At 67.0% G+C, this 24,114-nt stretch carries 23 protein-coding genes and 1 tRNA gene; 20 read left to right on the top strand and 4 right to left on the bottom strand.

All coding sequences use genetic code 11. From position 1 onward, the window contains the following. The 8 genes from KL771_RS24570 (at position 1) to KL771_RS24535 (ending at position 7,771) form a co-directional block, all read left to right on the top strand. Positions 1–915, top strand: coding sequence for an ABC transporter permease (locus KL771_RS24570; protein ID WP_261971143.1), 915 nt, complete (start codon positions 1–3; stop codon positions 913–915). Continuing rightward, positions 912–1,928: an ABC transporter ATP-binding protein gene (locus KL771_RS24565; protein ID WP_261971142.1), complete on the top strand. Its 1,017-nt coding sequence runs from the start codon at positions 912–914 to the stop codon at positions 1,926–1,928. The genes KL771_RS24570 and KL771_RS24565 overlap by 4 nt, the downstream gene beginning before the upstream one ends. After that, complete coding sequence (locus KL771_RS24560) at positions 1,925–2,899, top strand: ABC transporter ATP-binding protein (RefSeq protein WP_261971141.1); 975 nt, start codon at positions 1,925–1,927, stop codon at positions 2,897–2,899. The genes KL771_RS24565 and KL771_RS24560 overlap by 4 nt, the downstream gene beginning before the upstream one ends. A 17-nt stretch (positions 2,900–2,916) precedes the next feature. Next, positions 2,917–4,530, top strand: a complete 1,614-nt coding sequence (locus KL771_RS24555; RefSeq protein ID WP_261971140.1) for a gamma-glutamyltransferase family protein — start codon at positions 2,917–2,919, stop codon at positions 4,528–4,530. 163 nt (positions 4,531–4,693) lie between these two features. Then, the gene (locus KL771_RS24550) at positions 4,694–5,302 is read left to right on the top strand and encodes a TetR/AcrR family transcriptional regulator (protein ID WP_261971139.1); all 609 of its coding nucleotides are present in this window, start codon (positions 4,694–4,696) and stop codon (positions 5,300–5,302) included. A gap of 21 nt (positions 5,303–5,323) precedes the next feature. Continuing rightward, a complete protein-coding gene (locus tag KL771_RS24545) occupies positions 5,324–6,025 on the top strand; it encodes a glutathione S-transferase N-terminal domain-containing protein (RefSeq protein WP_261971138.1) in 702 nt (233 codons plus the stop codon). A gap of 79 nt (positions 6,026–6,104) precedes the next feature. Next, complete coding sequence (locus KL771_RS24540) at positions 6,105–7,091, top strand: DMT family transporter (RefSeq protein WP_261971137.1); 987 nt, start codon at positions 6,105–6,107, stop codon at positions 7,089–7,091. Beyond that, entirely contained in the window at positions 7,088–7,771 is a 684-nt protein-coding gene (locus tag KL771_RS24535) for a glutathione S-transferase family protein (protein WP_261971136.1), read from the top strand. Before KL771_RS24540 ends, KL771_RS24535 begins: the two co-directional genes overlap by 4 nt. Before the next feature lie 121 nt (positions 7,772–7,892). On the opposite strand, the gene KL771_RS24530 is transcribed toward KL771_RS24535, so the two are convergent. Next, positions 7,893–8,258 carry a hypothetical protein gene (locus KL771_RS24530; protein WP_261971135.1) on the bottom strand — a complete coding sequence of 122 codons (366 nt, stop codon included), beginning with the start codon at positions 8,256–8,258 and terminating at the stop codon, positions 7,893–7,895. Positions 8,259–8,497: 239 nt separating this feature from the next. Between KL771_RS24530 and KL771_RS24525 the strand changes: the two genes are divergently transcribed. The 4 genes from KL771_RS24525 (at position 8,498) to KL771_RS24510 (ending at position 11,012) form a co-directional block, all read left to right on the top strand. After that, positions 8,498–8,908, top strand: a complete 411-nt coding sequence (locus tag KL771_RS24525; protein ID WP_261971134.1) for a hypothetical protein — start codon at positions 8,498–8,500, stop codon at positions 8,906–8,908. A gap of 378 nt (positions 8,909–9,286) precedes the next feature. After that, positions 9,287–9,829 (top strand): hypothetical protein, encoded by a 543-nt coding sequence (locus KL771_RS24520; RefSeq protein WP_261971133.1) that lies wholly within the window; start codon positions 9,287–9,289, stop codon positions 9,827–9,829. A 594-nt stretch (positions 9,830–10,423) separates the two neighbouring features. After that, positions 10,424–10,591, top strand: coding sequence for a hypothetical protein (locus tag KL771_RS24515; RefSeq protein ID WP_261971132.1), 168 nt, complete (start codon positions 10,424–10,426; stop codon positions 10,589–10,591). Between the two features lie 37 nt (positions 10,592–10,628). Then, positions 10,629–11,012, top strand: a complete 384-nt coding sequence (locus KL771_RS24510) for a hypothetical protein (RefSeq protein WP_261971131.1) — start codon at positions 10,629–10,631, stop codon at positions 11,010–11,012. Between the two features lie 479 nt (positions 11,013–11,491). Here the strand turns inward: KL771_RS24510 and KL771_RS24505 are convergent. Then, positions 11,492–11,566, bottom strand: a tRNA-Val gene (locus KL771_RS24505). A 214-nt stretch (positions 11,567–11,780) separates the two neighbouring features. On the opposite strand from KL771_RS24505, the gene KL771_RS24500 reads away from it, so the two are divergent. From KL771_RS24500 to KL771_RS24475, 6 genes are all read left to right on the top strand, one after another. Next, a complete protein-coding gene (locus KL771_RS24500; RefSeq protein ID WP_261971130.1) occupies positions 11,781–12,998 on the top strand; it encodes an acyl-CoA dehydrogenase family protein in 1,218 nt (405 codons plus the stop codon). A 124-nt stretch (positions 12,999–13,122) separates the two neighbouring features. Then, entirely contained in the window at positions 13,123–14,592 is a 1,470-nt protein-coding gene (locus KL771_RS24495) for a cryptochrome/photolyase family protein (protein ID WP_261971129.1), read from the top strand. A 43-nt stretch (positions 14,593–14,635) separates the two neighbouring features. Further along, positions 14,636–15,937: an NAD(P)/FAD-dependent oxidoreductase gene (locus KL771_RS24490; protein ID WP_261971128.1), complete on the top strand. Its 1,302-nt coding sequence runs from the start codon at positions 14,636–14,638 to the stop codon at positions 15,935–15,937. Continuing rightward, positions 15,934–16,824, top strand: a complete 891-nt coding sequence (locus tag KL771_RS24485) for a DUF1365 domain-containing protein (RefSeq protein ID WP_261971127.1) — start codon at positions 15,934–15,936, stop codon at positions 16,822–16,824. Before KL771_RS24490 ends, KL771_RS24485 begins: the two co-directional genes overlap by 4 nt. A gap of 35 nt (positions 16,825–16,859) precedes the next feature. Further along, on the top strand, positions 16,860–18,101 hold the full coding sequence (locus KL771_RS24480; RefSeq protein ID WP_390867640.1) for a class I SAM-dependent methyltransferase: 1,242 nt from the start codon (positions 16,860–16,862) through the stop codon (positions 18,099–18,101). 65 nt (positions 18,102–18,166) lie between these two features. Continuing rightward, a complete protein-coding gene (locus KL771_RS24475; RefSeq protein WP_261971126.1) occupies positions 18,167–19,690 on the top strand; it encodes an MFS transporter in 1,524 nt (507 codons plus the stop codon). A 69-nt stretch (positions 19,691–19,759) separates the two neighbouring features. On the opposite strand, the gene KL771_RS24470 is transcribed toward KL771_RS24475, so the two are convergent. After that, positions 19,760–20,563, bottom strand: a complete 804-nt coding sequence (locus KL771_RS24470; RefSeq protein WP_390867637.1) for an SDR family NAD(P)-dependent oxidoreductase — start codon at positions 20,561–20,563, stop codon at positions 19,760–19,762. A gap of 112 nt (positions 20,564–20,675) precedes the next feature. Then, positions 20,676–21,314: a ChrR family anti-sigma-E factor gene (locus tag KL771_RS24465; RefSeq protein ID WP_261971124.1), complete on the bottom strand. Its 639-nt coding sequence runs from the start codon at positions 21,312–21,314 to the stop codon at positions 20,676–20,678. A gap of 348 nt (positions 21,315–21,662) precedes the next feature. Here KL771_RS24465 and KL771_RS24460 point away from each other — a divergent pair, with 348 nt between their 5' ends. Further along, on the top strand, positions 21,663–22,694 hold the full coding sequence (locus KL771_RS24460; protein WP_261971123.1) for a cysteine synthase A: 1,032 nt from the start codon (positions 21,663–21,665) through the stop codon (positions 22,692–22,694). Between the two features lie 94 nt (positions 22,695–22,788). After that, on the top strand, positions 22,789–23,880 hold the full coding sequence (locus tag KL771_RS24455) for a S1C family serine protease (RefSeq protein WP_261971122.1): 1,092 nt from the start codon (positions 22,789–22,791) through the stop codon (positions 23,878–23,880). The last annotated feature ends 234 nt before the right edge of the window (positions 23,881–24,114 follow it).

Here is a 24,114-nt window from a genome sequence, read left to right as displayed (position 1 = left end):
ATGACCGCCACCACCACCAGCCCTCCCGACGTCGACGCCCCGGCCCCGCGCCGTTGGCGGCTGCCGCGTGCGCTGCGCCACGGCAGCCTCGTCATCGGCGGCACCATCCTGGTCCTGATCGTCGGCGCCGCCCTGTTCGCCCCGCTGATCACCTGGCACGACCCTTACGCGCAGAACATCGTCGCCCGGCGGGTGCCGCCGATCTGGTACGGCTGGTTCTGGGACCACCCCAAGGCGACCTGGTCGCATCCGCTCGGCACCGACAAGCTCGGCCGGGACTATTGGGCGCGCCTCGTCTACGGCGCCCGCATCTCGCTCCTGATCGGAACAGCGACGACGCTCATGTCCGGGCTGATCGGCACCACGCTCGGCATGGCGGCCGGCTATTTCGGCCGCAAGGTCGATCTCGTCGTGTCCTTCCTGGTCACGACGCGATTGGCCATGCCGGTCGTCCTGGTCGCGCTGGCGGTGGTCGCCAAGCAGGGCAGTTCGCTCGTGGTCGTGATCCTGGTGCTCGGCTCGCTCTTGTGGGACCGCTTCGCCGTGGTCATGCGCTCGGTGACCCAGCAGGCGCGCTCGCGCGACTACGTCACCGCCGCCCAGGCGCTCGGCTGCTCGACGCCGCGCATCCTGATCGGCGAGATCCTGCCCAACGTCGCCAATCCGCTGATCGTCATCGCCACGGTGGAGATGGCCAACGCGATCCTGTTCGAAGCCGCCCTCTCCTTCCTCGGCCTCGGCGTGCAGCCGCCTCTGCCGAGCTGGGGGCTGATGCTGGCCGAGGCCAAGGAGGACATTTTCTTCTCGCCCTGGATGATCACCATTCCGGGCCTCGGCCTGTTCGCGCTGATCCTCGCCATCAACCTGGTCGGCGACGGCCTGCGCGACGCCTCGGTCTCCAGGGGGCGCGCATGACGGCGCTGCTCGAGGTCGAGGATCTGCATGTCCGCATCCCGACGCCGGCGGGCGAACTGCATGCCGTCCGCGGCATCTCGCTCTCCGTCCGCCGCGGCGAAACGCTGTGCATCGTCGGCGAATCCGGCTGCGGCAAGTCACTGACCTCGCTCGCGATCATGGGACTTCTGCCGCGCGAGGCGCGGCGCAGCGCGGCCCGGCTCGCCTTCGACGGCGTCGACCTGGCGGGGGGATCGCGGCGCACCATCGCGGGCCTGCGCGGCAACCGCATGGCGATGATCTTCCAGGATCCGATGACCAGCCTGAACCCGGCCTTCACCATCGGCGACCAGCTGGTCGAGACGATGCTGGCCCATCGGCAGGTCGGCCGCGCGGCGGCCGTCGACCGGGCCGTGCACCTCCTGGAGCGGGTCGGTATCGCGGCCGCCGCGGCCCGGCTTGGCCAGTATCCGCACCAGCTCTCCGGCGGCCTGCGCCAGCGCGTCATGATCGCCATGGCGCTGATGTGCGGCCCGGACCTGATCATCGCCGACGAGCCGACCACGGCGCTCGACGTGACCATCCAGGCGCAGATCCTGCGGCTCCTGCGCGACCTGCAGGCCGAACTCGGCATCGCCATCCTGCTGATCACCCATGATCTGGGTGTTGTCGCCCGGGTCGCGGACCGGATCGGCGTCATGTATGCCGGCGAGATGGTCGAGGAGGGGGCCGTCGGCGAGGTCTTCGCGCGGCCGTCGCATCCCTATACCCGGGCGTTGCTCGGCTGCATCCCGATCCCCGGACGGACGCCGCGGCGCAGTCCGCTCGGCGCCATTCCCGGCATCGTGCCGAGCCTCGTCGGCGCGATCCGCGGCTGTGCCTTCGCGGGCCGCTGCACGCAGGCCCACGAGGCCTGTGCCGGCGCGATCCCGGTCCGCAGCCTCGGTGCCGGCCACCGCACCCGGTGCACGCTCGCGCCGGGCACTTTCGAAGCCGCCGCTCCGACGGCAACCCTGGGGGCGATCGGACGATGAGCGGCGAACCTCCCGTGCTCGAGGCGCGCGGCGTCTCGCATGCCTTCGCGGTCGGCGGCGGCCTGTTCCGCCCGGCCAAGGCGCTGAAGGCGGTCGACGGCATCGATTTGACCCTGCGCAAGGGCGAGATCCTCGGCCTGGTCGGCGAGTCCGGCTGCGGCAAGACCACCTTCGCCCGCATCCTGCTCGGGCTGCAGCAGCCGTCGGCGGGCGAGATCCTCGTCAACGGCACGCCCGTCGGCAGCCTGTCGGTCGCCGAGCGCGCGCGCCGGATCCAGCCGGTGTTCCAGGACCCCTATTCGTCGCTCAATCCGCAGAAGGCGATCGGCGCGATCATCGGCCAGCCGCTGCGCGTGCATCGGCTCGCCGACCGGGCCGGCACGAGGCGCGCGGTGGCCGAGATGATGGATCTGGTCGGGCTGCCGGCCCGGCTCGCCGAGGCGCGCCCGAGCCAGCTCTCCGGCGGCCAGCGCCAACGCGTCGCGATCGCCCGCGCGCTGATCATGCGCCCGCCGATCGTGGTCTGCGACGAGCCGACCTCGGCGCTCGACGTGTCCGTCCAGTCGCAGATCCTGAACCTGCTCCTGTCGTTGCAGAACGAGCTGGGCCTGACCTACCTTCTGATCAGCCACAACATGGCGGTGGTCGAGCATGTCGCCAACCGCGTCGCGGTGATGTATCTCGGCCGCATCGTCGAGGAGGCGGAGACCAGCCGCCTGTTCGCCGCCCCGGGCCATCCCTATACGCGCGCCCTGATGGCTTCCGTGCTGACCCCGGAGCCGGGCCGCGGCATTCCCGACATGCATCTCGGCGGCGGCTTTCCCGACCCGACCGAACGCCCGTCCGGCTGCGGGTTCCATCCGCGCTGCGAATTCCGCCGGCCGCGCTGCGCGTCGGTCGTCCCCGCCTTCCACCAGGTCGACGGCGATCGTGTCGCCTGCCACCTGCACGACCCCGTCTCGACAGACTGAAAGCATCGGAGGAAATCGTGTCCTACTCCCACGGGATGATCTGCGCCCCGCAGCCCGAGGCCGTCGAGGCCGGCGCCGACGTGATGCGCGCCGGCGGCAATGCGGTCGACGGCGCGATCGCCTGCGCGCTGGTGCAGACGGTGGTCGATCCGCTGATGTGCGGCATCGCCGGCTTCGGCAGCCTGGGCATCTTCATGCCGGAGCGCGGCTTTCACGGCTATGTCGACTTCCATTCGCCGGCGCCCGGCGCGGCCAGGCCCGACATGTGGGCCGACCTGATCGAGGGCGAGGCGCGCGACGGCTACGGCTTCATCCTCAAGGGCAACGTCAACGACATCGGCTACCAGTCGATCTGCGTGCCCGGCACGCTCGCGGCGCTCTATGCGGCGCAGCGCGAATTCGGACGCATGCCCTGGTCGGAGGTCGTGCAGCCCGCCATCCACTGGGCCGAAGGCGGCTGGAACGTCCGGCGCCACGTCCACAGCTTCTGGTCGGATCCCGGCCAGATGGGGCGCGTGCCCAATCCCCGTCGCATCTCCGAGACGCCTGCGGCCCGCGCGCTCTACTGCCGTGCCGACGGGACCCCGAAAGGGGTCGGCGAGCGCGTCGTCAATCGCGACTACGCAACCGTCCTGCGGCTGATCGCGCGCGACGGCGCCGACGTCTTCTACCGCGGCGAGATCGCCGAGCGCATCGACGAGGACATGCGCGCCCATGGCGGGCTCCTGTCGCGCGCCGATCTCGACGGCTATCGCCCGGTCGACACCGCGCCGCTGTGGGGCTCCTATCGCGGCCTGCGGCTCGCCACCAACGCGCCGCCCGGTGGCGGCATTATGCTGGTCGAGATGCTCAACGTGCTGGAGCATTTCGATCTCACGGCGATGGGGCACAATTCCACCGAATATCTTCGCGTGGTCGCCGAGGCGATGAAGCACGCCACCGTCGACAAGGACCGCCATGTCGGCGATCCGGCCTTCGTTGACATCCCCGTCGCGCGCCTGACCGGTGCCGCCCATGCCGAGGCGGCCGCCGCCCGCATCCGCGCCGGCGAGAAGACCGCCGTGCCGCGGTTCAATGCCGGCATGCCGACCAAGGACACCACCCATATTTCGGTGGTCGACCGCGACGGCACCTGCGTAACGATGACCCATTCGCTCGGCATGCCGTCCGGCGTGATCACCGAGGGTCTCGGCTTCCTCTACAACGGCTGCATGGGCGTGTTCGACCCGCGGCCGGGCCATGCCGGCTCGATCGCGCCCGGCAAGGCGCGGTTCAGCTCGATCTGCCCGTCGATCCTGTTCCGCGGCGACGATCCGGCGCTGGTCGTCGGCGCGCCGGGCGCGACCCAGATCGCCATGGGCGTGCTGCAGGCGATCCTCAACGTGGTCGATTTCGATATGACCATGACCGAGGCCGTCTCGGCACCGCGCTTCTCCGCGACCAGCAACGCGATCGACGTCTCGAACCGCATCCCCTACGCGGTCGAACGCGACCTGAACGGGCTCGGCTACGACGTCATCCGGAACCCCTTCCCGTTCGGCTTTGCGGCCGTTCACGGCATCCGGATCGACGGCGACCATCTCGATGGCGGCGCCGATCCCGGCCATGACGGTGTCGCGATGCGCATCTGACCGGCAAACCGTCCGACGCTCCCGGTTCAGCCGGTGCACGCCGGTGCGCTGTCCGGGGTACGGTCGATCACGGATTTTTGTATCGCTCGATACAAAAAGAAGCGACATGATCGCGTCCAACGGCGGGCGCGGTGCTTCGCCGCGGTCTGCGCCGGAGCGCCCCTTGTCCCGCCCTCGAAGCTTCAACGAGACCGATGTCCTGGAGGCGGCGACCGACTGCTTCTGGGCGCGCGGTCTGGAGGCGACGTCGGTGCGCGACCTCGCCGGCCGCATGGGGATCAACGGACCGAGCCTCTACAACGCCTTCGGCGACAAGCGCTCGCTCTTCATGCGGGCACTGGAACACTATGCGGCCCGCTCGATGCGCGAGCGGATCGGCCGGATGGAGCGGCTGCCGGACCCGGGCTCCGCGATCGCCGCCTTCTTCGACGAATTGATTTCCGGCTCGCTGGCCGATCCGGATCGGCGCGGCTGCCTGATCGTCAACTCCGCGCTCGAAGTCGCGCCGCACGATCCAGAAATCGCGACCTTGATCGCCGCCTATCTCGCCGAAATCGAAGCCTTCTTCCGCCGCGCTCTGGTCCGGGCCGCCGCGCGCGGCGATCTGCCGGCGACCGTCGAGCCGACCGACATGGCCCGGCTGTTGCTCGGTCTGGTCATCGCGGTGCGTGTGATGGCACGAACCGTCTCGGACCGAAGCCGTCTCGACGGCATGGTGCGTCCGATCCTCGGCCTGATCCAGGCGCGGCCCGACATCCGCACGCCGGCCTGATGTCCTCAAACGGGTGAACCCATGATCGATCTCTACTACTGGACGACGCCGAACGGCCACAAGATCACGATGTTCCTCGAAGAGACCGGCCTGCCCTACCGCATCGTGCCGGTGAATATCGGCGCCGGCCAGCAGTTCGAGCCGGCCTTCCTTGAGATCGCGCCGAACAACCGCATTCCGGCCATCGTGGACGACGCCCCGGAGGATGGCGGCGCCCCGGTGGCGATGTTCGAATCCGGTGCGATCCTGCTTTATCTCGCCGAGAAGACCGGGCAGTTCATCCCGGCCGACCTGCGCGGCCGGCTCGAAGTTCGCCAATGGCTGTTCTGGCAGATGGCCGGTCTCGGGCCGATGGCCGGGCAGAACCACCATTTCAAGATCTACGCGCCCGAGCCGATCCCCTACGCGATCGATCGCTACGTCAAGGAAACCAACCGCCTCTACGGTGTCCTCAACCGGCGCCTCGCCGACCGCGCCTTCGTCGCCGGGGACTACTCAATCGCCGATATGGCCTGCTATCCCTGGATCGTGCCGCACGAACGGCAGGGCCAGAATCTCGATGACTTCCCCCATCTCCGCCGCTGGTTCGGCGAGATCGCTGCGCGCCCGGCGACGATCCGCGCCTACGAACTGGCAAAGAGCATCAACACCCAGCCGGCCACGACCGACGCGGCCAAGAAGGTCCTGTTCGGCCAGACCGCCGCGTCCGTAGCGCCGCGCTGATGCCGGCCGGCGCCTCCCGAACCGCGCGTCGCCTCGGCCGGGTCCGGCGATGACGCCGGGCCCGACCGGATCGCCCCGCATGCCGAGATTCGGTCTGGGGCATGCCTGCGGCCTCGTCATGGCCGTCGGCGCGTCGCTGGCCTTTGCCTCGGCGCGCGCCGGCATTCTCGGCGGGCTGGCGCCGGACGATCTGATCTTCGCCCGCTTTCTCGTTGCCGGTCTGGTCATGCTGCCGTTCCTGGTGCGCTGGGGCTTGCCGGATCTGGCGGGCATCGGCTGGCGCCGGGGTCTCGTCCTGGCTCTGACCGGGGGACCGCTCTTCGCGATCCTGCAGACCGGCGGCTATGCCTATGCGCCGCTGGCGCATGGTGCCGTGATCGCCCCCTCGACGGTGACGATCGTCAGTACGATCGCCGCCGGCCTGTTCCTTGGCGAGCGCCTGACCCGCGCCCATCTGTCGGGCGCCGCGCTGGTGCTGGCCGGCATCCTGCTGATCGGCTGGCACGGCATCGCCGCCGACAACGGCATGCCGGCATCCTGGATCGGCGATCTGATGTTCGTCGCATCGAGCCTCCTTTGGGCGGCGTTCACGCTCCTGTTGCGGGCATGGCGGGTCGAGGCGGCCCGCGCGACGGCCGTGGTCAGCGTGATGTCCTGCGTGCTGGCGAGCCCGATCTACCTTGCCGTTCGCGGCATCGACCATCTGGCCGCCCTGCCGCTCGGCCCGATCGTCGTGCAGGGCCTGACCCAGGGGTTGATCCAGGGCGTGATCACCATCATGGCCTACAGCAAGGCGGTCGCGCTGCTCGGCGTCAGCCGTGCCGTCCTGTTCCCGGCGATTGTTCCCGCGGTCTCGGTCCTGATCGGGATTCCGCTCGTCGGCGAGATTCCGGACGCGGTTCAGATCGCCGGCATCCTGACCGTCAGCGTCGGATTGCTGACCGCGGTCGGCGTGCTGGGCCTGCCTGCGACGCCGTCGCGCGCGGCCGCCGGGGACCCGCCGTCCCCTGCATCGCTTCACAACCCGGCCCACAAGCCGGCCGGACCTTCAGAGGAAACGACATGATCAAGTTCTACTTCAACGGCTCGCCCAATCCGACCAAGGTCGCGCTGTTTCTGGAGGAAGCCGGTCTCGCCTACGAGGCCCACCCGGTCGATACCCGCAAGGGCGAGCAGTTCGACCCGGCCTTTCTGGCGATCAATCCGAACGGCAAGGTTCCGGCGATCGTCGACGGTGATGCCACCGTCTTCGACAGCAATGCCATCCTGCTCTATCTGGCCGAGAAGACCGGACAATTCCTGCCGGCAGAGGGGCCGGCGCTGCGCGCCGAACTGCTGTCCTGGCTGATGTTCGTGGCGACCGGCGTCGGCCCCTTCTCGGGCCAAGCCGTCCACTTCAAGCATTTCGCGCCCGAACCGGTTCCCTATGCCCACGACCGCTATCAGTTCGAGGCGCGCCGGCACTTCACCGTCCTCGACGGGCGCCTCGCCGATCGGCGCTACATGGTCGGGGATGCCTACAGCATCGTCGACATGGATGTCTGGGGCTGGGCCCGGATGGTCCCCTTCATCCTCGGCGAGGATGCCTGGGCCGGCCTGCCCAATCTCAAGCGCCTGCACGACGAGGTCGATGCGCGCCCGGCCGCCGGCCGGGCCAAGGCGCTGAAGGATCGCTTCGCGTTCAAACAGACGATGGATGCCGAAGCCCGGAGCCACATGTTCAAGCATCTGCAGCCGGCGGCGTGACCGCCTGACCTTGAACGCCGGCCGGCGCCCCATCCGGGCGTCCGTCGCACCAAACAAAACGGGGCGCCCGAAGGCGCCCCGCTGCATCCGTTACGGGATCGGCCGATCCCGGGGCCCTGGATCAGGGCTTGACCTTGATCACGACGGCCGGCTTCTTGACGACCACGACCGGCTTCGGCTTGACGACGACGACCGGAGCCGGGGCGACCACGATCGGACGCGGCTTCACGACGACCGGCGCGACGCAGGTATACCCGTTGAAGGTCCAGCCGACGGCGCAGGCCGGCTCCCAAGCCGGGCGGATGACGTAGCCGGCGCGCGGCGCCTTGACGCAATGCTTGCCGTTGGCGTTGCAGTACCAGGCCACGGTCTCGGCGCGCGGAGCGCTCTCAGCACCGGCGATCTTGGCGATCGGCAGAGCGGAAGCGGGCGCAGCCGCGAACACGGCACCGATAGCGAGGCCGGCAGCGATAACCAGAGACTTCATAATTCCCCCTCCTTGGAAAGGATCCGAGTACCCCCTCCGCCTGGGTTTACCGGATAGCCCAACGGAGTCAACGCTCCACAGGGGCGAAAAGCGGACAGGGTTGATGGCCGTGACGTTCCGGCATCGGCCCGCCGCTCCCGGCGTATCGGACCCGCAGTTTTGATAGATTGACGGTTGTGTCGTGGCGCCGACATGCTGGCTGGGTAGTTTGTTCCCGCTCCTCAGCCTCAGGACCAACCATGCCTCTGCCGCGCCTCTTCCCGATCGCCCTTCTCGGGGGTGTTCTGTCCGCAGCGACCGTCCCGGCCGCGACGCCGGCATTCGCCACCGACGCCAAGTCCGGTGTCGAAACGGTCGTAGCCGCATTCTACCTCATCCGGGACGACTGCACCGGCGGCGGCGGGCAAAGGGCTTCCATCCGGGTGCCCCCGGCCAATGGGACGGCCCGCATGGCTCTCATGCCGTGGAAGGTGCCGGAGGGACGGCGCTGCGCCGGGATGCAGTTGAAAGCCAGCGTCCTCATGTACCGCTCGCGCCCCGGCTTCCGCGGCACCGATACGGTCACGGTCGAAACCATCCATGCGCAGTATCTCGATGATCCGGTCAGCGACGTCTACAGCACCGATGTCGTGACAATTCAGGTGCGCTGACCTGCCTCCGGTGTTCGGGCCCTGGCAGCCCGGCCGCGCTGCCGACCCGGCGACCCGATCGGCGGTCGGTCAGCCGCAATGGTGGGCGGTGAGGAGCCCACACAGCTGTTAATTTGCAACGACTTGTGGCTAGGTTCGCAACTTGATTTGAAGCGCTGCGTTCCGCCTCGTTTCTCCTGAGCCTGGCGCTTGTTATCAACCAAGCCCTGAAGGATGCCGCAGAGGCTACCAATCACCCATTTCTGGCTCTGTACGGCTCTCCAATTTTCGAAAGTCCACATCGTTTCGGGCTCCTCAAATTGGGAGGTCTGCGATCTGAGCGGATGTCAGCTTCATGTTATCTGCAAAATCCTAACCGACGAGATCTGGTGGGTCGCGATGCAGAATTCTGCCGTCGCTTCCCTGGACGACAGATCCCGCATCGCAATTGAAAGTTATTCAAAGGAAGCCGACGTGCTGACCGAGCAAATAGAACTTGCCATGTCCAGGCAAAGAGCCGAAGCCATTATCGCCACACAGCAAAAGCCGATCAACCGAAACCTCATCAGACTGGCCGTCGTTACTGCACCCGAAACATACCGGCGCCGCTGGACGGCAGAAACCCTGGAATGGATTCGCGAGATTGCACAGATCTTCAATAAGAAGAGCAAGCGCCCATTCCCGAGCCGCTTTTACTTCCGCCTCCTCTTCATGGAACCATTCGGCGGAGCCGACGTGGACGAGATTCATGAGATCATAGAGTCGATTCTGGACGAAGTCGCATTATTGAGCTTACCGTCCTACGGCCGAGCAGGCATCACTGAAGCGGAGGTCCTCGCTCATCTCGAAGAATTTCATTTTAAATTGAGCGAAGCGATATCAAATGGTTCGTTCATCGCGACCCTATCGGACCCTTTTTTTAGCAATAGGCCGCGGAGGTAAACCGTCCGCTCGATGTGCGACGGCGCCCGCCAGGCTGACATCTGGACTTTGTCGGCCGATAGGCGGGCCCGTTGTAGACTGGCTGCGATACTCACGTTGCCGAGATCGCTGTCTGCGGTCCTGTCATGTCGTGGTCGCCCCAGCGCGACGCGCCTCTCCTCAGACGCGATCGACTCGCGGATGCCGGCGTCGCGACGTCGGTTGCAGAACTCCGAATCGTTCCGTTCCGCTGCCCCCGCTCATCCATCGATCCCCCTTTTTATTACCCGTTTTGGGTAACGCAATCATGCCTTCCATCGGATAGAGATCACCTGATTTCACTTGGAAAAACGCGAATATGTAACCTTTATTATTGGCCTATACATTATTTTATCAATGTATTAATCAATTCTCATCGATTGTTTTTACGGTCGGTTAATAATTAAAATCCCATAACAACTGCAAGTCAATCGAGAGACTTGCCCATGCCCACTATATTCATGGCTCCGATAGAACCATGCGAGCCAGGTCAGTCATGCCATGCTTACGTCGCCCGGGAACACCCGAAACCGCAAACGGATACTGCCTGCCCCAAGGCGGGCATGGAGAAGGTTCGTGCGCCGACACCTGATCGACGACGCCCCTCCGGATCTCGACGAGGTCGAAGCCATCATCGACAAGTCGCCGCGCACACCGACTGATCGGCTCCTGACGCTGCTGGTCTTTCTTCTCGCGATCGCCGTGTGGCTTCCGATCTTCGCTCTGTTCGTCGCCTCGAAATGACGAAGCGGAGCGCTTCAGATCCGCTGAAGATGTTTCCGTGACGGCCAGCGATCACCCATGGTCGAACCTCGAAATCAAAGACTCACCCCTGCGTATTGGGATCCTGCCGGAACGTGCGAAGCAACGTTTTCGGGAACTCGATATCGGCGACGATGTAGCCGCCGTTCTCGCTCCGCAGGAGGTGTCCCCTTCCGGCCAGCACGACAAGCCGGCGACGCGTCGTCTCATAGGGCATCTGGATGAACGAAGCGACGGACTGCGCGGATGCGGGATAAAGGACTCCATATCTGAAGTTGATTTCGACGACAGCCAGCACAGCCAGGAAGTCGTCAAACTCCAATCCATGAGCGTCGCGCAGCCGATTGAACGTCAAGATGAAGCGGTTTGCCTCCTTAACCAATCTCTGTATATCTGGTTGTAACAAGCTACACATGATACCTATACTACCCGCAGCCAACATGCTTATCGTATTGATAGTGCAAAATGAACAATATAAGGATCAATACTGACTTTGGTGATTCTGAAACTAAACTAGTCAGATCAATCCAAATGTTTCTAAAAAATTTCCACTACCTTCCGATTTTCAACGTACTTTGTTCTATACGGCAATTCTGGTCGATCGGATTTGTCGAATGAGCGATTGACACATGCAGCAACGGGCAAGCTGGCATGCCCTCGATGTGGACCAGTGATTGCCGGGCGTCCCGCAGCTGACCGGCGGAGGCCTGCAAGGCCGGAGACGCCGACTCCGGTCGGCTTCGCTAGAAGCGGCATGGACAAACTCCGCACCCGCGGCCTCGCCGTGACCAAGGCCGGAAAATCGTCCTGAGGAACGCTGTGCTAACCGCGTGCTAACCGGATTCGCAAAACCGAAAATAACCCCATGCAATAAGGGGGAAATGGTGGGCGGTGAGGGGATCGAACCCCCGACCAACGGCGTGTAAAACCGTCGCTCTACCGCTGAGCTAACCGCCCTACCCCGGCCGGCGGCCGGATTGCGCGCAAAGCAATAGCCTCGCGTCGTGGTTCGGCGCAAGCGGCACGAAGTCGGCCGCACCGATCATCCCGCTTCGCCGACGGAGGGCCGGAGGCAGCCTGCGACCGGACCGTCGGAGTGCTGGCATCGCGGGCGGGGTGCGGATAGAACGGTCGGCGCCCATTTTGCCAAGCCGAACCGGAGAAGACGGACGTGCAACCGACCCGCGACCACCTCGACTGGCCCTTTTTCGCCCAAGGCCATCGCGACATCGTCGCGGCACTCGACAAGTGGATCACGGCCGGCGGCCTGAAGGGCATCGACCATTCCGACACCGACCTCGCCTGCCTGAACATCGTCAAGCGGCTCGGCGAGGTCGGCATGCTGCGCGCCTGCGTTCCGGCGGCCTATGGCGGATTGACCGACACGATCGATTCGCGCCTCGTCTGCCTGACGCGCGAAACGCTCGCCTATTGGGACGGGCTGGCCGATTTCGCCTTCGCCATGCAGGGTCTCGGCACCGGCGCGATCAGCCTCGCCGCCTCCGACGAGATCAAGGCCGCCATCCTGCCGCGCATCGCGCGCGGCGAATCGATCGCCGCCTTCGCGCTGACCGAACCGGAGGCTGGGTCCGACGTGGCCGCCATCGCGTCCACCGCACGGCTCGACGGCGACAGCTACGTGCTCGACGGCGAGAAGACCTGGATTTCGAACGGCGGCATCGCCGACATCTACACCGTCTTCGTGCGCACCGGCGAGGCGCCCGGTACGCGCGGCCTGTCCTGCTTCCTGGTCCTGCCGAGCGATCCGGGCTTCGTCGTCGCCGAGCGGCTGCAGACGATCGCACCGCACCCCCTCGCCCGGCTGCGGTTCGAGAATTGCCGCATCCCGGCCAGCCGCCTGATCGGCAAGCCCGGCGAGGGTTTCAAGCTCGCCATGCGCACGCTCGACATCTTCCGCGCTTCGGTCGCCGCCGCCGCGCTCGGCTTTGCCCGCCGCGCGCTCGACGAGGCCGTCGCCCATACCCGCGCCCGGAAGATGTTCGGCCAGTCGCTCGCCGATTTCCAGCTGACCCAGGCCAAGCTCGGCGACATGGCCGCGCAGAACGACGCCGCCGCTCTGCTGACCTACCGGGCGGCCTGGATGCGCGACGTCCAGGGCAAGCCGACCACCCGTGCCGCCGCCATGGCCAAGATGACCGCGACCGAATCCGCCCAATGGGTGATCGATCAGGCCGTGCAGATGTTCGGCGGTCGCGGCGTGCGCACCGGAGAGATCGTCGAGAGCCTGTATCGCGAGATCCGCGCGCTGCGCATCTATGAAGGCGCCACCGAGGTGCAGAAGCTGATCATCGCGCGCGAGCTCCTCAAGGATGCCGAAGCCGAATCCCGGCTGGCGGAGGCGGCGCCGGTGACCGACGCGGTGCACTGACAATCCCGGCCTGGCCGCCGTCTTGCGCCATTGTCGATAAAAAACAATCCGCTCGGACCAATCCGGGCGGCTGCGGCCTGCGTAATCCGGACGTGCCCTCTCCAATAGGACCCGTCCACCTCCCATGCCGACCTCCGAAGCCCCTGCCCTCGTCTGGTTCCGGGACGATCTGCGCATCGCCGACAACCCGGCGCTGACCCGGGCTGCGGCGAGCGGCCGTCCGGTGATCGCGCTCTATGTACTCGACGAGATCTCGCCCGGCATCCGCCCGTCCGGCGGTGCTCGGCGCTGGTGGCTCCATCGAAGCCTGACGGCGCTCGGCGCCGATCTCGCGCGTCTCGGCATCGCACTCGTTCTCAGACGCGGGGCGGCCGGCGCCATCGTCCCGGCGCTGGCAGCCGCGCTCGGCGCCGGGCTGGTCGCCTGGAACCGCCGATACCGGGCGGCCGAGATCGAGGTCGACCGGGCCATCAAAGCAGACCTGGCCGCCAAGGGGCATGCGCCGGAGAGCTTTCAGGCGCATCTTCTCCACGAGCCCTGGTCGATCCGCAGCAAGGCCGACGAACCCTTCCGGGTCTTCACGCCGTTCTGGCGCAGCGCCTGCGCCGGTGCCGAGCCCCGCTTGCCGCTGCCCGCGCCCGCACCGGGACGCGGGCTCCAGGCAATGCCCGCCTCCGACCGTCTCGAGGACTGGGGCCTGCTGCCGGCGCGACCCGACTGGTCGGGCGGGATCGCCGCGGCCTGGACGCCGGGCGAAGCCGGCGCGGCAGTACGGCTGAAAACCTTCCTCGAAGACGAATTCGCCGGATATGCCGAGCGCCGTGACCGGCCGGACCTTCCGTCGACATCGCGCCTGTCGCCGCATCTCGCCTTCGGAGAGATATCGCCCTTCCAGATCCGTCAGGCAGCCTGCCATGCGGTCGAGAGCGGCCGGTCGGCGGCGAGCCGGCGCGACCTGGACAAGTTCCTGGCCGAACTCGGCTGGCGCGAATTCTCCTATCACCTGCTCGGCCAGTTCCCGGACATGGAGCGGCGGAACATCCAGCCGCGCTTCGACGCTTTCCCGTGGCAGCCGGACCCGGCGCTCCTCTCGGCGTGGCAACGCGGACGGACGGGCATCCCTATGGTCGATGCCGGCATGCGCCAGCTCTGGCAGACCGGATGGATGCACAACCGGGTGCGCATGATCTGCGGCTCCTTCCTGGTCAAGCATCTGCTGCAGGACTGGCGCACCGGCGAGGCCTGGTTCCACGACACGCTGGTCGATGCCGATCCGGCCAGCAATCCGGCCAGCTGGCAATGGGTCGCCGGCTCGGGCGCTGATGCGGCGCCCTATTTCCGCGTGTTCAATCCCGTCCTGCAGGGCGAGAAGTTCGATCCCGACGGCGCCTATGTGCGCCGCTTCGTGCCGGAACTCGCCGGCCTGCCCTCCGCCTATCTGCACGCCCCATGGACGGCGCCCGCCGCCCTGCTCGCCGCTGCCGGCATCCGCCTCGGCTCGACCTATCCGCGGCCGGTGGTCGATGTTGCGGTCGGCCGCGACCGGGCGCTCGCCGCCTTCGACCAGCTCAAGGCCAGCCAGGCCGCCGCCTGATCCGCCCGCCGTTCGTCCTGCCTGCCGTCCATAAGGAAATTTCATGCGTATTGCCGTGATCGGAACCGGAATTTCTGGCAACGCCGCCGCCTGGGTGCTGTCGGCGGATCACGAGCTCGTCGTCTACGAGAAGGAGGCGCGGCTCGGCGGCCATGCCCATACGGTCGACATCGACTATCTGGGCCGTCCGATCGCGGTCGATACCGGCTTCATCGTCTATAATGAGCTCAACTATCCGAACATGACCGCGCTCTTTGCGCATCTCGGCGTGAACACGCAGGCGAGCGACATGAGCTTCGCGGTCTCGGTCGATGGCGGGCGGCGCGAATGGAAGGGCGGAGAGCCGCTGCTGTCCGGCCTCTTCGCCATGAAGCGGCACATCTTTTCGCCCGCGCATCTCTGGATGCTGCGCGAGATCATGCGCTTCAACAAGCTCGCCCTCGCCGACCGCCACGCGGGCCGGCTGACCGACCGGCCGCTCGGATCGTGGCTCGCCGAACGCGGTTTCCGCGGCCGCTTCGTGACCGACTACATCGTGCCGATGGGCGCCGCGATCTGGTCGACACCGCTCGACCGGATGCTGCAGTTCCCGGCGCAATCCTTCGTCTCCTTCTTCGCCAATCACCGCCTCGTCCATATGGACCGGCCGGTCTGGCGCACGGTGTCGGGTGGCAGCCGGCACTATGTCGAGGCGGTGACCGCGCCGTTCCGGAGCCGCATCCGCACCGGCACCGGCGTGCGCCGGGTCGAGAGGCGCGACGGCGCCCATTGGGTCACCGACAGCACCGGCGCGACGGAGCGCTTCGACCGGGTCATCATCGCCGCCCACACCGACGAGGCGCTGGCCATGCTGGCCGATGCCACGCCGGCCGAACGCGAAATCCTCGGCGCGATCCGGTACCGGCCGAACGAGGCGGTGCTGCATCGCGACCCGAGCCTGATGCCGAAACGGCGCAGCGCCTGGGCGTCCTGGAACGTGCTGACCTATCCGTCACAGCCGGAAACGCAGGCGGATGTCTGCGTGACCTATTGGATGAACGCCCTGCAGGGCATCCCCGACAGCGCGCCGCTCTTCGTCACCCTCAATCCGTCGCGCCAGCCCGATCCGGACCTGGTCTTCCGCCGGTTCTCCTACGACCATCCGCAATATGACCAAGCGGCGATCGCCGCGCAGAAGAAGCTCGGCGAGATCCAGGGGCGGCAGGGCACCTGGTTCTGCGGCGCCTGGGCCGGCTATGGTTTCCACGAGGACGGCCTGGTCTCCGGCCTCGCCGCGGCCGAGGCCCTGGGCGGGACCGTGCCCTGGCGGGTCGCTGCGGCTGCGCCGCTGGACCGGGCCGCATGAGCCTCGGTACCGCCACAACGATCGCCGGGAACGGTCCGCCGCCGGACGCCGCCCTGTCGCTCTGCGACGGCGCCGTGATGCATGCGCGGTTCCGACCAAAGCCGCATCGCTTCAACTATCGGATCGTATCGCTGCTGATCGACATCGACCGGCTCGACGAAGCCGGCCGCGCCTCGCCCCTGTTCTCGGTCGACGGGTTCAACCTCTACGCCTTCCGGCGGGCCGACCACGGCCCGGCCGACGGCTCCGACCTGCGCGCCTGGATCGAGCGCGAACTTGCCCGCGCGGGCCTCGCCGACCCGCCGGCACGCATCCTGCTGCATTGCGGGCCGCGCGTGCTCGGCTTCGGCTTCGATCCGATCTCGGTCTGGTTCTGCTACGATGCCGGCGGCACCCTGACCGCGCTCGTCTACCAGGTCCGCAACACCTTCGGCGACCGGCACAGCTATGTGGCGCCGGTGGCGCCCGGCGAGGCTGGACCGGACGGCATCCGGCAGGAGCGGGCCAAGCTTTTCCATGTCTCGCCGTTCATGGATCTGGCGATGCGCTACCGCTTCCGCATCCTGCCGCCGGGCCGCGGCCTGCGCATCCGCATCCTGGAGGTCGACCGCGACGGTCCAATGCTCGCCGCGAGCCACGTCGCGCGATTGCAGCCCTTGACGTCGGCAGGCATCGCGCGATCATTCTTGCGGGTCCCTTGGGTGTCGCTGAAGGTCGTCGGAGCGATCCACTACGAGGCGCTGCGGCTCTGGCTGAAGGGAATGCCGTTCTTCGGCCGGCCAGAACCGCCCCACCCCGTCAGCCATCGCGACGGCGTCGCCCTCCGCAAGACCCAGGGCAACGAAGAGACGGGCGCGGCGCCGATTTCCGGTCCAGCCGGATCGTGACCGCGCCACCGCCGGACGGGGGCTGGGAGCCGAACATGACCGAGACCATCCGCACGATGCGCGATATCGACGCTGCCAATTTCGATCGCGAGACCGTCGGCCTGCCGCGCCTGGCGCGCAACGGTCTGCGCGCCGCCCTTCATATCGAGTTCGGCTGTCTTTCGGTGCTGACGCCCGAGGGCCTGGCCCTCCGCTTTCGCGGCCGGCAGCCCGGCCCGGATGCGACGGTCGAATTCAACAATTGGAACGTCATCGCCCGGGCCCTGCGCTCCGGCGATCTCGGCATCCACGAGAGCTACGTGCTGGGCGACTGGTCGAGCCCCGACGTGACCGCATTTCTCGAGCTGTTTTGCGTGAACCACCAGATCCTGGACGAGAAGCTGACCGCCAGCCCGCTCGTTCGGCTCTATCTGAAGTTTCAGCACTGGCTGAACAACAACACCCGGGCCGGGTCGCGGCGCAACATTGCCGCCCACTACGATCTCGGCAATCGTTTCTACGAATTGTGGCTCGACCCCTCGATGACCTATTCGTCGGCGGTGTTCGACGACCACACGACCGATCTGACCGCGGCACAGACCGAGAAGTACCGTTCGCTGGCCCGCCTCGCCCGGATCGAGCCCGGTCAGAGCGTGCTGGAGATCGGTTGCGGCTGGGGCGGCTTCGCCGAGTTCGCCGCGCGCGAGATCGGCTGCAAGGTCACCGGATTGACCATCAGCCGCGAGCAGTTCGATTTCGCCTCGCAGCGGATCCAGCAGGCCGGACTCGGCGACAAGGTCGAGATTCGGCTGCAGGACTACCGCGACGTTGACGGGCGCTTCGACCGGATCGCCTCGATCGAAATGTTCGAGGCGGTCGGCGAGCGCTTCTGGCCGACCTACTTCGACCGGCTGCGGCAGACCCTGAAGCCCGGCGGCGTCGCCGGCCTGCAGGTGATCACCATTCAGGACCGCCTCTTCGAGAGCTACCGTCGCAATCCCGACTTCATACAGAAATATATTTTTCCCGGCGGCATGCTGCCGACGCCGGAGATCATGACCGAGCTCGGCCGCAAGGTCGGTCTCGTGTTGACATCCGAGAAGGCTTTCGGGCAGGACTACGCACGAACCCTCGCCGAATGGCGTCGGCGCTTCTGGGACGCATGGCCCCGGATCGTGCCGCTCGGCTTCGATGAGAGGTTCAAACGCTTGTGGGAATACTATTTCCACTATTGTGAAGCGGGCTTCCGCTCCGGCAACATAGACGTGCGCCAACTCGTCTATACGAGAAGCGCCTGAGGTCACCCCGCCTGATGACACGATCCACGTCCGTTCCGGGGCAGGCTCCGGCTCAAAGCCGGGAGTTGAGCCTCGCGCGCCTGATCGCCTTTGCGATGCCGGCGCTGCCCGTCGCCGCCTTCCAACTCCCCTTCGTCATCATAGTCCCGAACTTCTACGCCGAGACCCTCGGTCTCAGCCTGGCAACGGTCGGCATCCTCAATTTCGCCGTCCGGGCGATCGATGCGATCCTCGATCCGTTCATCGGCTACGGCGCGGACCACATCCGGCCGCGCTGGGGCCGCCGCCGGACATGGTTCGCGGTCGCCGCGATACCGATGACCCTCGGCGCGCTGATGGTCTTCAACCCGTTCCCGGCGATCGACGTGTCGAACACCTGGTTCTGGGCGGGGTGGTTCTTCCTGTGGAGCGCGATGCTCTCGGTCGGCTACACGGCGCTGTCGCTGTCGCACCAGTCCTGGGCGGCCGAACTCTCGCCGTCCTACTACGGCCGCAACCGCATGTTCGCGGCCCGCGAGGTGATGATCGTCGTCGGGACGCTGATTGCGACCGGGCTGCCCTTCGTGCTGTCGAAACTCGGCTATCACGGCGACCGGCCGGTTCTGGTCGCCCTGTCGATCCTGGTCGGCGTCGCCACGCCGCTCTTCGTCTTCCTGACCGTAACCACGGTGCCGGAGCCGCGCGAGGCGACCAACCACCCGCTGAACTTCATCGGCGGGCTCAAGGGCATGGCCGCCAACAAGCCGTTCCGGCGCCTGCTCGCGGCCTTCGCCCTGTCCTACATGGCGAACGGCATGGCCGCGGCCCTCTTGATCTATTTCGTGCGCGACTATGTCCGCGGCGACGAGCAGACGCAGCGATTGTTTCTGTTGCTCTACTTCCTGTTCGGCGTTCTCTCGACCCCGCTCTGGCTCTGGGTCGCGCGGCGCACCTCCAAGCACCGCGCCTGGTGCATCGCCATGATGGTCGCCTGCGCGGTGATCGTCTTCTCGCCCTTCATCGGCCATCACCAGATCGGCGATGCGAGCATCTGGGCCTTCGGCATCATCGTCTCGATCGCCGGGTCGGCGGTCGGCGCGGATCTGATGCTGCCACCGTCCATGCAGGCCGACGTGATCGACGTCGATACCGCGCGTTCCGGCGAGCAGCATACCGGCTTCTATTTCGCCATCTGGGCGCTGGCGACCAAGCTGGCGCTAGCCGTCGCGCTGGGCCTCAGCCTCGTGGTGCTCGGCTATTTCGCCGGGTTCAAGGTCGATCGGCACGACCGCATCGATACCCAGACCCAGCTGCATCAGATCCAGACCGTCGGAGCGCCCGAGGCGCCCGCCACCCTGCCCCGCGTGCCGGCCGATCCGAACGCCACCCCCGCGCAGAACCACAAGGTCGCCCGCAAGGCCGCGCCGATCGAGCAGACCCCCGTCGCTCTCTGGACGCTCGCCATCCTGTATGCCTGGGTTCCGGTGGTGCTGAAGATGCTGTCGGTGTTGCTGATCTGGAACTTCCCGATCGGCGCGAACGAACAGGCCCGCCTGCGCGAGGAGATCGAGGCGCATATGCGCGAGAGGCAGTCCGGCACGACCGGCTGAGACCGCCCTCCGCTGCTTGCGCCGGACGACCTGCGGCCCGCCATCGGCGGGCCGTTGCGCGTCGGTGGGTCAAGGCGTGCGGGATGGCCCGGCCGATGCCCCGGTCAACCGGCGCACGAGCGGGAAATAGACGCTGTAGGGCAGCATCCGGCCGAATTTCAGCCACCAGGTGAAGCGGCGCGGAAAGGTGATCTCGAAGGCGTCGCGTTCCAGCCCGTCGGCGATCCGGCGCGCGGCGGTGGCGGCGGGGACAATGAACGGCATCGGGAAGGCATTGCGGTCGGTCGCCTCGGTCTCGACGAAGCCCGGGGACACCAGTTGGACGCGGATGCCGATCGGATCGAGATCGAATTTCAGGCTCTCGGCCAGATTGATCAGCGCCGCCTTGGTGGCCCCGTAGGCGGCCGAAGTCGGCAGGCCGGAATAGCCGGCGACCGATGAGACGATGGCGATCCGTCCCACCCCGCGCGCCCGCATGGCCTCGATGGCCGGCAGGACCGTGTTGACGGTACCCTGCAGGTTGACGGCGATCGTCCGCGCGTAGGCGTCCGGGTCGGGCCGGTCGGCGCTGACCGGCAGGTAGATGCCGGCATTGGCGACGACCAGCCCGATCGGGCCATGGGCCGCCTCGACGGCCGGGAACAGGGCGCGCATCGCGGCGGCGTCGGTGACATCGGCCGCCGCCGCACGGATCGCGCCCGTCAGGGCCTCGGCTTCGGCCGACAGGGAGTGCAGGAGATCGAGGCGGCGGGCGGTCGCGACCACGGCACGGCCGCGCCTGGCCAATTCGAGCGCGAGCGCGCGGCCGATACCCGAACTGGCGCCGGTGACCAGGGCGACGCCCTCAGGCTTGTCATGCGCAGCCATGGTCATGCGTTTCCTTCCCGGACGACGCCCGCCGGCCGCGCGGATGACGATTCCGACCCGATCTGCCGGCCGCCCAACGACGGCGCCGACGCCTTGCCGCCCGCCGGCGGACGCGCGCTCAGCGCAGGAAGGGTGCGAAGAAGCGTCCGATCGGGCCGGTCAGGCGCAGCGGCGCATCGGTGACGGCGAAACACAGGCAGTCGGTGCCCGGCTCTGCGATCGGCCGGTGATCGACCTCGTCGTCGGCGATCGCGATCTCACCGCGTCCGTAGCGGCCTTCGCCGTCCGAGAAGGCGCCATCGAGCACCAGGGTCAGTTCCAGACCCTCATGGGTGTGCGCCGGGATCGGCTTGCCACCCCGAATCCAGTACATGGTCGCCCCGCAGCCGTCGGTCTCGCCGAGCCGGCATTCGCGCACGCCCGGGAGCACGGTCCGCCAGCGCAGATCGGGAAGGTCCCGGCCGAGGAAGCGGGCGAGCGCATCGGGCAGGCGCGGATCGTGCCGGGACGGCGGCGCGCGCGGCGGCTCGTCGGCGGTCAGGGCGAAGATGCGGGCGAGACGCTCGTCGCGATGCCTGATCGGGATCGGCTCGATCGTCTCGAGCTCGGCCCCGGCCATCGCCTCGAGTTGACGCACGAAGGGACGGTTGCGCTCGCTGATCTCCAGATGCGACGCCACGAGCACGCGTGCAGGCTCCGGAAGACCGCCGGCAACGTAGCCGGCCAGCAAAGTATCGAGGGCATCCGTGCTGGTCATACCGCGGTATCCGATCCGTCCGATGAAGTCCTGGCCATTCAGCCAGTCTACGCATCCGGCGCCGATCGGATCACAGCGACCCGTCGAATTCCGCACCGGATCGCAACGATCCCCAAACTCGGCAACAATCAAAACCGAGTCCGCAGCCGCAGACTAGATGGCGGGACGGAAACGAACCGGCACCATTGCTGACCGGCCCGGTGGGTCATTTCCATCCGGAGCCTTCCGGCGCAACCGGGTGCCTTGATAATGAAGTTCGGCGCGACAATAAAGTCGGCAGAGCCGGTCCGACCGGCGCCCGCCGCTGCGCGGCCACCATCGAGGCCACCCTTGAGCAAGATCGACCCCATGACGTCAGGCCTTCTCGGCGCGATCGGCAACACGCCGCTGATCCGCCTCGAACGGGTCTCCGCCCTGACCGGCTGCACCATCCTCGGCAAGGCCGAGTTCATGAATCCCGGTCAGTCGGTCAAGGATCGCGCCGCATTGTTCATCATCGAGGACGCGATGGCACGGGGCGCCCTGGCGCCGGGCGGCGTGATCGTGGAGGGCACCGCCGGCAATACCGGCATCGGTCTTTCGCTGGTCGGCAATGCGCTCGGCTTCCGGACCGTGATCGTCATTCCGGAGACGCAGAGCCAGGAAAAGAAGGACATGCTGCGGCTGTGCGGGGCACAGTTGATCGAGGTCCCGGCCGTTCCCTACAAGAACCCGAACAATTACGTGAAGGTGTCCGGCCGCCTCGCCGAGCAACTCGCCCGCAGCGAGCCCAATGGCGCGATCTGGGCGAACCAGTTCGACAATATCGCCAACCGCGACGGCCATGCCCGGACGACCGCGCGCGAAATCTGGCAGCAGACCGGCGGCCGGATCGACGGCTTCGTCGCAGCCGTCGGCACCGGGGGGACGCTCGCCGGCACCGCGGCCGGGCTGCGCGAGGCCTCACCCGACGTGAAGATCGCGCTTGCCGACCCGCACGGTGCCGCACTCTACGATTTCTACACCTCCGGCGTGCTGAAGGCAGAAGGCTCGTCCATCACCGAGGGCATCGGCCAAGGCCGCATCACCGCCAATCTGGACGGGTTCCGGCCCGACTTCGCCTATCGCATCCCGGACGAGGAGGCGCTGCCGATCGTGTTCGACCTGCTCGAACATGAAGGCCTGTGCCTCGGCGGATCGTCCGGCATCAACGTCGCCGGCGCCGTGCGGCTGGCCCGCGAATTGGGGCCGGGCCATACGATCGTGACGATCCTCTGCGACTACGGCACGCGCTACCAGTCCAAGCTGTTCAACCCCGACTTCCTGCGCTCGAAAGCCCTGCCGGTGCCGGCCTGGCTGGAGCGGCAGGTTGCCATCGAGGTCCCGTTCGAGCCGACGTGAGCCGTAATCTCCCGCCGCCGGACCACGCCGCCGAGGCCCGGTGCAGGCCGCCGAGCCCGTTGATCCGACCTGACGCCGCCGGAGCGAAACCGTCATGTTCGACCGTATCGAGCGCATCCTGCTGCTGGTTCTGACCCTGGCGGTTCTCGGCTTCGTCGGCGAGCCGTATGTGGCCCGCCTGCTCTATGCGTCCGGCGCCCCCCGGCCCGTGACGCCGCCGGCGGGCCTCGGCGCCGGAGAGACCGCCGTCATCGAACTCTTTCGCCAGACGTCTCCTTCGGTGGTTCACGTTTTCGCGGAAGCCTCGGCGCGCTTCAACCGGCAGCAGGGCGGCCAGTCCTCGGGAACAGGGTTCGTCTGGGACGCCGCCGGCCATGTCGTGACCAACAACCATGTCGTCGCCAATGCCGGCCGGATTCGGGTCCGCATGGCGACCGGCGAAATCGTCGACGCGGAGGTGGTCGGCCTTGCGCCCGACAACGACCTGGCCGTCCTGGCGCTCGGGCGGATCCACAAGCCGGCGCCACCGATTGCGATCGGCAGTTCCGCCCAACTGGCGGTCGGCCAGAGCGTCTATGCGATCGGCAATCCCTTCGGCCTCGAGCAGACCCTGACCACCGGCATCGTCAGCGCCGTCCAGCGACAGTTGCCGACCGACGGTGGCGGCGAACTGGCCGACGTGATCCAGACCGACGCGGCCATCAATCCCGGCAATTCCGGCGGCCCCCTGCTCGATTCCTCGGGCCGGCTGATCGGCGTCAACACCGCCATCTTCTCGCCGTCCGGGGCCTCGGCCGGCATCGGCTTCGCGATTCCCGTCGACACGGTCAACCGGGTCGTGCCGCAACTGATCGCCAACGGCCGGGTCCCCACGCCGGGCATCGGCATCGTGGTCGGCGACGAGGCGGTCGCCGCCCGGCTCGGCATCGAGGGCCTGGTGGTCGTCCGCACCCAGCCAGGATCTCCGGCCGAACGGGCCGGCCTGCGCGGCATCGACGAGGCGACCGGATCGCTCGGCGACATCATCGTCGGCGCCGAGGGCAAGGCCGTCACCCGCTTGGCCGAACTCAAGAAAATCATGGCCGCGGTCGGCATCGGCGGCCAGATGACCCTCGTCGTCGAACGCAATGGCCGCACTTTCGAGGTGAAATTGATCGTGCGCGATGTCGGCGCAGGCCGGGGATGATGCCGTGCCGATGGCACGAGGAGCCACAGCTCGGCAACTACTACGGACGATTGACGCAAAGCAAATCCAATAGATGAATATTATTATTTGCATATCGAACGCAAAGAGATTCACTTACTGAGCGCAATAATCCCGATCAATTCGCGCTTCGACAGGTTTTACGTAGCGTTAATCAAATCGTTCTTAAATTAACGAAGCGCCTCAGTGCATCGTCATGGCCTTCTGGCACACGTA

It is taken from the genome of Prosthecodimorpha staleyi, assembly GCF_018729455.1.
Classification (GTDB): Bacteria; Pseudomonadota; Alphaproteobacteria; order Rhizobiales; family Ancalomicrobiaceae; genus Prosthecodimorpha; species Prosthecodimorpha staleyi.
The sequence above is the reverse complement of the archived record's forward strand: the minus strand, read 5'-3'. Positions and strand labels throughout refer to the sequence as shown.

Excerpts from the sequence above, each read along its gene's own strand:
- KL771_RS24490 (WP_261971128.1), top strand. The coding sequence starts at position 14,636 with ATGCGTATTGCCGTGATCGGAACCGGAATTTCTGGCAACGCCGCCGCC.
- KL771_RS24470 (WP_390867637.1), bottom strand. The coding sequence starts at position 20,563 with ATGACCATGGCTGCGCATGACAAGCCTGAGGGCGTCGCCCTGGTCACC.
- KL771_RS24520 (WP_261971133.1), top strand. The coding sequence starts at position 9,287 with ATGCAGAATTCTGCCGTCGCTTCCCTGGACGACAGATCCCGCATCGCA.
- KL771_RS24535 (WP_261971136.1), top strand. The coding sequence starts at position 7,088 with ATGATCAAGTTCTACTTCAACGGCTCGCCCAATCCGACCAAGGTCGCG.
- KL771_RS24455 (WP_261971122.1), top strand. The coding sequence starts at position 22,789 with ATGTTCGACCGTATCGAGCGCATCCTGCTGCTGGTTCTGACCCTGGCG.
- KL771_RS24525 (WP_261971134.1), top strand. The coding sequence starts at position 8,498 with ATGCCTCTGCCGCGCCTCTTCCCGATCGCCCTTCTCGGGGGTGTTCTG.
- KL771_RS24460 (WP_261971123.1), top strand. The coding sequence starts at position 21,663 with ATGACGTCAGGCCTTCTCGGCGCGATCGGCAACACGCCGCTGATCCGC.
- KL771_RS24545 (WP_261971138.1), top strand. The coding sequence starts at position 5,324 with ATGATCGATCTCTACTACTGGACGACGCCGAACGGCCACAAGATCACG.
- KL771_RS24540 (WP_261971137.1), top strand. The coding sequence starts at position 6,105 with ATGCCGAGATTCGGTCTGGGGCATGCCTGCGGCCTCGTCATGGCCGTC.
- KL771_RS24480 (WP_390867640.1), top strand. The coding sequence starts at position 16,860 with ATGACCGAGACCATCCGCACGATGCGCGATATCGACGCTGCCAATTTC.
- KL771_RS24565 (WP_261971142.1), top strand. The coding sequence starts at position 912 with ATGACGGCGCTGCTCGAGGTCGAGGATCTGCATGTCCGCATCCCGACG.
- KL771_RS24495 (WP_261971129.1), top strand. The coding sequence starts at position 13,123 with ATGCCGACCTCCGAAGCCCCTGCCCTCGTCTGGTTCCGGGACGATCTG.
- KL771_RS24465 (WP_261971124.1), bottom strand. The coding sequence starts at position 21,314 with ATGACCAGCACGGATGCCCTCGATACTTTGCTGGCCGGCTACGTTGCC.
- KL771_RS24530 (WP_261971135.1), bottom strand. The coding sequence starts at position 8,258 with ATGAAGTCTCTGGTTATCGCTGCCGGCCTCGCTATCGGTGCCGTGTTC.
- KL771_RS24485 (WP_261971127.1), top strand. The coding sequence starts at position 15,934 with ATGAGCCTCGGTACCGCCACAACGATCGCCGGGAACGGTCCGCCGCCG.
- KL771_RS24560 (WP_261971141.1), top strand. The coding sequence starts at position 1,925 with ATGAGCGGCGAACCTCCCGTGCTCGAGGCGCGCGGCGTCTCGCATGCC.
- KL771_RS24570 (WP_261971143.1), top strand. The coding sequence starts at position 1 with ATGACCGCCACCACCACCAGCCCTCCCGACGTCGACGCCCCGGCCCCG.